Source organism: Dietzia sp. B44, assembly GCF_014145245.1.
GTDB lineage: Bacteria > Actinomycetota > Actinomycetes > Mycobacteriales > Mycobacteriaceae > Dietzia > Dietzia natronolimnaea.
The window spans coordinates 1-8,283 of record NZ_JAALEF010000103.1; the positions used below are offsets into that span (position 1 = coordinate 1).

8 protein-coding genes are annotated in these 8,283 nt (G+C 68.7%); 3 read left to right on the forward strand and 5 right to left on the reverse strand.

Features of this window, described 5'->3' with window-relative positions; genetic code table 11:
• From benC to benA, 3 genes are all read right to left on the reverse strand, one after another.
• Window positions 1–1,091: benzoate 1,2-dioxygenase electron transfer component BenC (gene benC / locus G6017_RS04275; RefSeq protein WP_182616092.1), on the reverse strand; the 1,091-nt coding region annotated here is incomplete at its 3' end.
• A gap of 94 nt (window positions 1,092–1,185) precedes the next feature.
• Window positions 1,186–1,680 (reverse strand): benzoate 1,2-dioxygenase small subunit, encoded by a 495-nt coding sequence (gene benB, locus G6017_RS04280; protein WP_182616103.1) that lies wholly within the window; start codon window positions 1,678–1,680, stop codon window positions 1,186–1,188.
• A 119-nt stretch (window positions 1,681–1,799) separates the two neighbouring features.
• Window positions 1,800–3,242: a benzoate 1,2-dioxygenase large subunit gene (gene benA / locus G6017_RS04285; RefSeq protein ID WP_182616094.1), complete on the reverse strand. Its 1,443-nt coding sequence runs from the start codon at window positions 3,240–3,242 to the stop codon at window positions 1,800–1,802.
• Window positions 3,243–3,589: 347 nt separating this feature from the next.
• Between benA and catA the strand changes: the two genes are divergently transcribed.
• The 3 genes from catA to catC all read left to right on the forward strand — a co-directional run bounded on the left by catA (window position 3,590) and on the right by catC (window position 6,046).
• A complete protein-coding gene (catA, locus tag G6017_RS04290; protein ID WP_182616096.1) occupies window positions 3,590–4,471 on the forward strand; it encodes a catechol 1,2-dioxygenase in 882 nt (293 codons plus the stop codon).
• A gap of 99 nt (window positions 4,472–4,570) precedes the next feature.
• Window positions 4,571–5,701 carry a muconate/chloromuconate family cycloisomerase gene (locus tag G6017_RS04295; protein ID WP_182616097.1) on the forward strand — a complete coding sequence of 377 codons (1,131 nt, stop codon included), beginning with the start codon at window positions 4,571–4,573 and terminating at the stop codon, window positions 5,699–5,701.
• A gap of 60 nt (window positions 5,702–5,761) precedes the next feature.
• Complete coding sequence (gene catC, locus G6017_RS04300) at window positions 5,762–6,046, forward strand: muconolactone Delta-isomerase (protein WP_179524922.1); 285 nt, start codon at window positions 5,762–5,764, stop codon at window positions 6,044–6,046.
• A 150-nt stretch (window positions 6,047–6,196) separates the two neighbouring features.
• Here the strand turns inward: catC and G6017_RS04305 are convergent, their stop codons facing one another.
• The gene (locus G6017_RS04305) at window positions 6,197–7,408 is read right to left on the reverse strand and encodes an acetyl-CoA C-acetyltransferase (RefSeq protein ID WP_182616099.1); all 1,212 of its coding nucleotides are present in this window, start codon (window positions 7,406–7,408) and stop codon (window positions 6,197–6,199) included.
• A 64-nt stretch (window positions 7,409–7,472) separates the two neighbouring features.
• Window positions 7,473–8,258 (reverse strand): IclR family transcriptional regulator domain-containing protein, encoded by a 786-nt coding sequence (locus G6017_RS04310; protein ID WP_182616101.1) that lies wholly within the window; start codon window positions 8,256–8,258, stop codon window positions 7,473–7,475.
• Window positions 8,259–8,283 lie beyond the last annotated feature (25 nt).

Below are 8,283 nucleotides of genomic sequence, written 5' to 3' on the forward strand. Positions count from 1 at the left end.
GCGGGGTCGGGTGGCGCCGGCGTCTCGACGGGGGTCGCGGCGTCGGACTCGACGCCCGCTGTCACCGCCCCGTCACCCGCCACGGTGGCCGGGGTGAACTTCTCGTAGTAGAAGTGCGTCACCTCGAGGCCCTCGGTGTCCAGGAAGGTCCGGACGGACTCCACCATCGGCGGCGGACCGCACAGGTAGATGTCGGCCGTCCCGTTGTGGAGGTGCTCGCGCCGGATCAACCCGGTGACGTATCCGGTGTTCGGGAACGCCGTGGCCGGGTCGGACACGACCAGGTCCCACGTCATCCCCGGCAACCGTGTCGTGTAGTCGTCGAGCAGGTCGGTGTACACCACGTCGGTGTCGCGAGACGTCCCGTAGACCAGGTGCACCGGCCTGTCCACGGAACCGGCGACGGCGAGGCTCTCCAGAATCGACAGGACGGGCGCGAGTCCGGTGCCGCCCGCGAGCAGTAGCAGCGGCCGCGGTGACTCGCGCAGGAAGAAGCTGCCCATCGGGCCCGTGAGGTCGAGCCGATCGCCCACCGCGCACCGCTGCGCCAGGTACTCGGACATCGCGCCGCCGGGGGCGTACTTGATGAGGAACGACAGGCGGTCGTCGTCCGGGCCGGTCGAGAACGAGTACGAGCGCACCTGGTCGGTACCGGGAACCGAGACGTTCACGTACTGCCCCGGCAGGAACGCCAGGGCTCCCCGGTCGTCGAGCTCCACGGTCAGCGCGAACGCGCCCTCGGCCAGACGCTCGACCGCCGTGACGGTCGCCGGGTGGGCGGCCGCGGTCGTCTTGGCCACATCCGAGGTGGTGGGGATCTGGACCACCAGGTCCGAGCGGGGGACCATCTGGCACGGCAGGCAGTAGCCGGCCTCGGCCTCGGCCGCGGTGAGGGCGTCGTCGATGTAGTCGCCGCCGTCGAAGTCTCCCGACTCGCACAGTGATTTGCAGGTGCCGCACGCTCCGTCGCGGCAGTCGAGGGGGATGTTGATTCGGGCCTTGTACGAGGCGTCGGCGACGGTTTCCGACGGGCCGCATGTGATGAAGCGCGTCACACCGTCCTCGAAGCCCAGGGCCACCTGGTAACTCATGGGATCTCACTTCTTGTCGCTGGCATGATCGGCCGCACTGGGCGGACCGGTGGTCGTCGACGCCCCGGTGGGGCGGGCTCGATGGCGTGGCGGGTCACACCATGTAGACGTCCACGATGTGGTGGATGTAGTCGTTCTTGAGGACGACCTTCTTGTAGGTGATCAGCGGGGTCTCCCCGGTGACGTCGAGGGTGTAGAAGGACGTCCCGAAGTACTGGTCGGTGGTCTTGTAGCGGACGTACGAGGAGAGCCAGTTGAAGCGGACGTCGACCTCGCCGGGTCGCCTGTCCGTCACCTCGACATTGCTGATGAGGTGGCCGGTGCGGGGTTCCGGCAGGGAGGTGGACGACGACCGGTCGGTACGGATGCGGAACACCCGGTCCTCGATGCCGGCCCGGTTGGGATAGAAGATGAGCGAGATCTCGGAGTAGGGGTCCGTGGTGAGCTCGCCGTCGTCGTCCCAGGCGGGCATCCAGTACATTGCGTCCTCGCGATAGCACTCGATCCATGCTTCGAACTGCCGGTCGTCGAGGAGGCGGGCCTCGCGGAAGAGGAAGGCGGAGATATCCTCGACGGAGATCGACGCCACTGGCGTCGCGGACACTGCTTCTCCGGACACTGTTTTTCCGGGCACTGTTGGTCCAGATACTGCGGGTGCGGACATGATCGGTCCTTTCGTGGGCGTGGGCGTGGGGAGCGCGGGTCGGATCAGAGAGCGGCGGACGCGGTGACGCTCGGCGTCGCGCCGTTCTTCCCCGCGGCTGCGACGTCCGCGGCTGCAGCGTTCGCGTCGGCGGCGGCGCGCTCCTCGGCCTCCAGAGCGCGGCGCATGGTCTCGAGCCAGTACCCGTGCTGCACCGGGTACAGGCCCTCGTCCTCGGTCTTGGCACCGGAGGAGAGCACGTTCTCCATCCCCAGACCTCGGGCGGTGGCGTCGGGGCCGGCGACCTGGTGGGTGGATCCGCGGGTCATGTCGTTCCACGGAGCGGCGCTGGCCAGGTAGGTCTTCTGGCAGGAGCGGAACTCCTCCAGATCGTCCGGCGTCGCCATACCGGTCGCGTTGAAGAAGTCCTCGTACTGGCGGATCCGGGCAGCGCGTGCCTCGGCGCTCTCGCCCTTGGGGGCGATGCAGTAGATCGTCACCTCGGTCTTGTCCACCGAGATCGGCCTGAAGTGCCGGATCTGACTGGAGAACTGGTCCATCAGGTAGACGTTGGGGTACAGGCACAGGTTGCGGGAGGCCCCGACCATGAACTCCGCCTTCTTCTCACCGATCTGCTCGGCCAGTTCCGCCCTGCGTTCCCACAGCGGACGATCCTCGGGGTTGCCCCACCACATCCACAACAGCAGGTGGCCGTGGTCGAACGACCAGTAGCCGCCTCCCTGCTTGCCCCAGGTGCCGGCGTCCATGGCCTTGGTCTCGTTCTTGGATTCGCCGGAACCCCGTCGGGCGGTGGTGGCCGCGTAGTTCCAGTGGGTCGCCGAGACGTGGTATCCGTCGGCGCCGTTCTCGGCCTGGAGCTTCCAGTTGCCGTCGAAGGTGTAGGTCGAGGACCCACGCAGGACCTCCAGACCCTCCGGGGACTGGTCGACCAACATGTCGATGATGGTCCGGCTGTCCCCGAGGTGCTCCTCGATCGGCAGGACGTCGGCGTTCAGGCTGCCGAAGAGGAACCCGCGATAGTTGGCGAACCGGGCCACGCGGCGAAGGTCGTGGGAACCGCCCGAGTTGAACTGCTCCGGGTAGCCGGCGTCACGCGGGTCCTTGACCTTGAGCAGCTCCCCCGAGTTGGAGAACGTCCACCCGTGGAAAGGGCAGGTCAGGGTGGTGCGATTGTCCGTCTTGCGGCGGCACAGCATCGCTCCGCGGTGCGAGCAGGCATTGATCAGGCAGTTGAGCTCTCCGTCCCTGCCGCGGGTGATCATGATGGGCTGGCGGCCGATGTCGGTGGTGAAGTAGTCGCCGACGTTCGGGATCTGGCTCTCGTGTGCCAGGTAGACCCAGTTCCCCTCGAAGATGTGCGTCATCTCGAGTTCGAACAACTCCTCATCGGTGAAGATACGACGGTTCGCGCGGATGATGCCCTCGGCGGGACGGTCCTCCAGAGCGGTGTCGAGAGTGTGCTGCAGGTGGTCGAGTCGATCGGACATCGAGTTCTCCTTGCGGGGTCGGGGCGGGCCACCTCGAAGGTGACCGGGTGCCGTGATGACCCCAACGGTGCCCGAGTGTGGGGCGAGTCACACTAGGGGTGTGCCTAGTCGTGCCTAGGTGCCCATTGTTCGCACTGCGAACAGATTCTTCGCATCCGTACGCCTATCTGCGGGAACATGCCGATGTGGTGCGCGATGCGTACAGGAATCCCACTACGGATGTATAGCCGGGTGATTGACGACACACCTTTACCGGGGGCACAGTGAGGGCATCGGCCGACGGAGATCCCTGATCGGGGCATCGTCCACCGGCCCGATCCAGTCCCCCCACTCACGCAGGGAGCGTCATGAGCACCACCGCAGTCCCCACCACCGCAGTCCCCACCGCCTCCGGGTCCGGTAACGCCGCCACCGACAAGTTCAAGGGCCACCGGGTCGGGTCCGACACCTCGCCCGAGCGCGCCGCCGCCATCTACAAGGACGTGCTGACCAAGCTGTCCGAGGTCATCTACCAGCACGAGGTCACCTACGACGAGTACCGCGTCCTCAAGCAGTGGCTCATCAGCGTCGGCGAGGGTGGCGAGTGGCCGCTGTGGCTCGACGTCTTCCTCGAGCACTTCATCGAGGACTCCAACAGCCGGATCTTCAACGGCACCAAGGGCTCCATCGAGGGCCCGTACTACGTGCCGGACGCCCCGAACCTCGGCGCCAAGGGCACCATGCCGATGCGCGAGGACGAGAAGGGCACCCTTCTGGTGTTCAAGGGCCAGGTCCGGGACCTGGACGGCGCCGGAATTGAGGGGGCGACCGTCGAACTCTGGCACGCCGACTCCGACGGCTACTACTCGCAGTTCGATGACGGCCTGGGTATCCCGGAGTGGAACCTGCGTGGCACCTTCTCCACCGATGCCGAGGGTGGCTTCGAGATCACGACGATCCAACCCGCGCCGTACCAGATCCCGCACGACGGCCCGACCGGCGAGTTCATCGCCAGCTATGACGGCCACCCGTGGCGTCCGGCGCACCTGCACCTCAAGGTGACAGCCCCGGGCAAGCGGCTCATCACCACCCAGCTGTACTTCCAGGGTGGCGAGTACGTCGAGGACGACGTCGCCGGAGCGGTCAAGCCCGAGCTCATCCTGAATCCCGAGCCAGGAGCGGACGGTGTCGACGAGGTGGTGTACGACTTCGTTCTCGACCCGGTCTCCGAGGCCCGCTACGTCGCCTGATCAGTCCCGATCCCGGAGAAATTGTCGCTAGCCCCGGCCGCCACGAGCGGCCGGGGCGCCGGCGATCCCACCCAGCCCACATCAAGTCGAGGACCGAACATGACCGACATGACCATCCGATCCGTCGAGACCCGCATCCTCGACGTCCCGCTCATCCGCCCCCACAAGTTCGCCACCACCACCGCGACCGAGCAGTCCATCCTCCTGGTGTCGGTGACCACGGCTGACGGCGTCGTCGGCTACGGCGAGGGCGTGACCCCGGGCGGCCCCTGGTGGGGCGGCGAGTCGGCCGAGACCATGCAGGTGCTCGTGGAGAAGTACCTCGCCCCGGTCGCCGTGGGCCGACGCGTCGACGAGGTCCCGGCCGTGCTCGAGGCGATGGAGGGCGTGGTGGCCCGCGGCCGCTTCGCCAAAGCCGCGCTGGAGATCGCGATGGTCGACGCGTGGGCGCGCACCCTCGATGTGCCGGTGCGGTCGCTCCTCGGCGGCGCCGTCCGCGACTCCATCGAATGCACGTGGGCACTGGGCGCGATGCCGCTCGGGGAGATGGTCGAGGAGATCGACGAACTGCTCGCCGCGGACCGCCACCGCACCTTCAAGCTCAAGATGGGGGCGATGGACCCGGCCGAGGACGTGGCGCGCATCGCCGCGCTTGCCGAGCGACTCGACGGACGGGCCGGCCTGCGGGTGGACATCAACGCCCGGTGGGACCGGTTCACCGCCAACGTGCACCTCCCGGCGTTGGTCGAGGCGGGGATCGAACTGATCGAGCAACCGACCCCGACCGAGCAGATCGAGGTGCTCGCCGAGCTCAACCGCACGCTGCCCGTCCAGATCATGGCCGACGAATCGGTGCAGTCCCCGCACGATGCTCTCGAGGTGGTGCGCCGCGACGCCGCCGGGGTCATCGCCGTCAAGACCACCAAGCTCGGCGGCCTGACCAGGAGCAAGGAGGTCGTGGCGATCGCGCGCGCGGCAGGCGTGGCCTGCCATGCCGCGACCTCACTTGAGGGGCCCATCGGAACCATGGCCTCGCTGCACCTGGCGTGCGCCGAACCGGGCTTCAACTACGGCTCCGAGCTGTTCGGTCCGCTGCTGTTGGCCGAGACGTACGTGACCACGCCGATCAGGTACGAGGCCGGCCGGGTCCACCTCCCGGACGGTCCGGGCCTGGGCGTGGAGATCGACCACGACGCCGTCGAGAAGTTCACCCGTCGCCGACCCCGCTGACCCGCAGACCCACTGAACCGCAGAACCGCCGGCCACTGAGAAGTAGAGGAGACTACCGAGATGGCACTGTTCCACGTCCGCATGGACGTCAAGATCCCCCGCGACCTGGATCCGCAGGTACGCGAGGACACCGTCGCCCGCGAGAAGGCCTACAGCCAGGAGCTGCAGCGCTCCGGGACGTGGCGGGAGCTCTGGCGCATCGTCGGCCAGTACTCCAACATCAGCATCTTCGACGTCGAATCCGGCGACGAGCTGCACGAGCTGCTCTCGGGCCTGCCGCTGTTCCCGTACATGGATATCGAGGTCATGGCGCTGACGAGGCACCCGTCGCGCATCGACGACTGACGTCCCGGCCGACCGGGTTCGGACGGGTCTGCGGCCGACCCCTCCACGTCAAGATCATCGTCAAGAGCGTTCCGCACACATCGCTCGAGCGATGTGTGCGGAACGCTCTTGGATGTGTGCGGAACGCTCTGACGATGGACAAGGGGTCGGTCAGACGCGTTCGAACACCGCGGCCAGGCCCTGGCCGCCGCCGATACACATCGTCTCCAGCCCCCACTGGGCGTCGCGCCGCACCATCTCGTGGGAGAGCGTGGCGAGCATCCGGGCGCCGGTCGCTCCGACGGGGTGGCCGAGTGAGATCCCGGAGCCGTGGGGGTTGAGGTGCTCCGAGGCGGGGTCGATGTCCCATTCCCGCATGACGGACAGCGCCTGGGCGGCGAAGGCCTCGTTGAGCTCGATCACGTCGATGTCCGCCAGCGTCAAGCCGAGCCGGTCGAGCGCCCTGGCGGTGGCGGGGACCGGGCCGATCCCCATCGTCTCCGGGGCGACACCTGCCACGGCCCAGGACGCCAGGCGGACGAGCGGGGTCAGGCCGAGCGAGGCGGCCCGGTCCACCGTGGTGACCACACACATCGCGGCGCCGTCGTTCTGGCCCGAGGCATTGCCGGCGGTGACGGTGGCCTCGGGATCGGTCCGGCCCATGATCGCCCGGAGGCCCGAGAGTGCCTCGACCGTGGTGTCGGCGCGGGGGTGTTCGTCGGTGTCGACGACGAGGTCCCCGCCCCTGCGCTGCGGCACGGCGACCGGGACGATCTCCTCGGCGAACACCCCGGACTCCTGGGCGGCCACCGCACGCTGGTGGGACTGCACGGCCAGCCGGTCCTGCTCCTCGCGGGTGATGCCGTACTCGCGGCGGAGGTTCTCGGCGGTCTCGATCATCCCGCCGTCGATCACGTGGGAGCGGCCACCGACCGTCGTGCGGGCGCGGCCGAGGCGGTCGATCAGCGAGACGCCGTCGCCCGTGATGCCCCAGCGGGGCGAGGGCGTGGCGTAGAACTCCACCTGGCTCATCGATTCGACTCCTCCGGCGACCACGAGGTCCACTCCGCCGGAGGCCACCTGCAGCGCGCCGGTAATCACCGCCTGGAGTCCGGAGCCGCAACGCCGGTCCAGTTGCATCCCGGGCACGTCGATGCCGAGCGGGGAGTCGAGGGCGGCGATCCGGCCGATGGCGGGACCCTCGCCGCCGGGCGAGCCCTGGCCCAGGATCACGTCGTCGACGTCCGCCCCGGTCAGGCCGGTGCGCTCGACGAGCGCGGTGAGCAGCGAGGTGGCCAGCGTGTTCGCGTCCAGATCGCGGAACACGCCGCCGAAGCGGCCGACCGGCGTGCGGAGGGGTTGGCAGATGACGACGTCGCGCATGGGTTCTCCTGGTGGTAGCCGAGGTGGTGAGTGTGGGGAGGGGAGGGGTCTCAGTGGGAACAGGTCAACGAGTGACGGTCGACAGGTCCGCGGACAGTGCCCGGGCCGCGTCCACGACCACGGGGACGAGCTCGTGGCGGAGCTGGTCGATCGAATACCGGGCGGCGTGTGTGGAGACGTTGAGCGCGGCCACGACCCGCCCGTGACGGTCGCGCACCGGGGCGGCCAGAGATCTCAGGCCCGGTTCGAGCTCCTGGTCCACGAGCGCCCACCCGCGGTCGGCGACCGCCGCGAGTTCGGCGCGCAATCCGTCCGGGTCCGCGATCCCGTGCGGGGTGCGGACGCGCAGATCGGTTGCCGCCAGGTGGGCTTCCAGCTCCTCCGCGGGCAGGGCCGCGAGCAGGACCCTGCCCATCGAGGTGGCGAAGGCGGGGAACCGGGTGCCGATGGTGATCCCGATGTTCATGATCCGGCGGACCTGGACACGTCCGACATAGACGATGTCGTGCCCGTCGAGGACGGCGATCGACGACGACTCGTCGAGCCGTGCGCTGAGCCGTTCGAGGTGCGGCTGGGCCAGATCCGTCAGCGGCATGGCCGAGAGGTAGCTGTAACCCAGGTCGAGCACGCGGGGGGTGAGCCAGAAGGCCGACCCGGCGGTGTCCACGTAGCCGAGCTCGACGAGTGTGTGGAGGAACCGGCGCGCGGTCGCGCGGGTGAGTCCGGTGGTCCGGGCGACCTCGCTGAGGGTCTGTCGGGGGTGGTCGGCGTCGAATGCGGTGATGACGGCGAGGCCGCGGGCGAGCGACTGGACGAAGTCCGGGGACGGGGGTCGCTCGGGTGTGGGCACGGACCCGGACCCGGACCCGGCCCCG

Coding starts and splice junctions, on each gene's coding strand:
- benA (WP_182616094.1), bottom strand. CDS start 3,242: ATGTCCGATCGACTCGACCACCTGCAGCACACTCTCGACACCGCTCTG.
- catA (WP_182616096.1), top strand. CDS start 3,590: ATGAGCACCACCGCAGTCCCCACCACCGCAGTCCCCACCGCCTCCGGG.
- G6017_RS04295 (WP_182616097.1), top strand. CDS start 4,571: ATGACCGACATGACCATCCGATCCGTCGAGACCCGCATCCTCGACGTC.
- catC (WP_179524922.1), top strand. CDS start 5,762: ATGGCACTGTTCCACGTCCGCATGGACGTCAAGATCCCCCGCGACCTG.
- G6017_RS04305 (WP_182616099.1), bottom strand. CDS start 7,408: ATGCGCGACGTCGTCATCTGCCAACCCCTCCGCACGCCGGTCGGCCGC.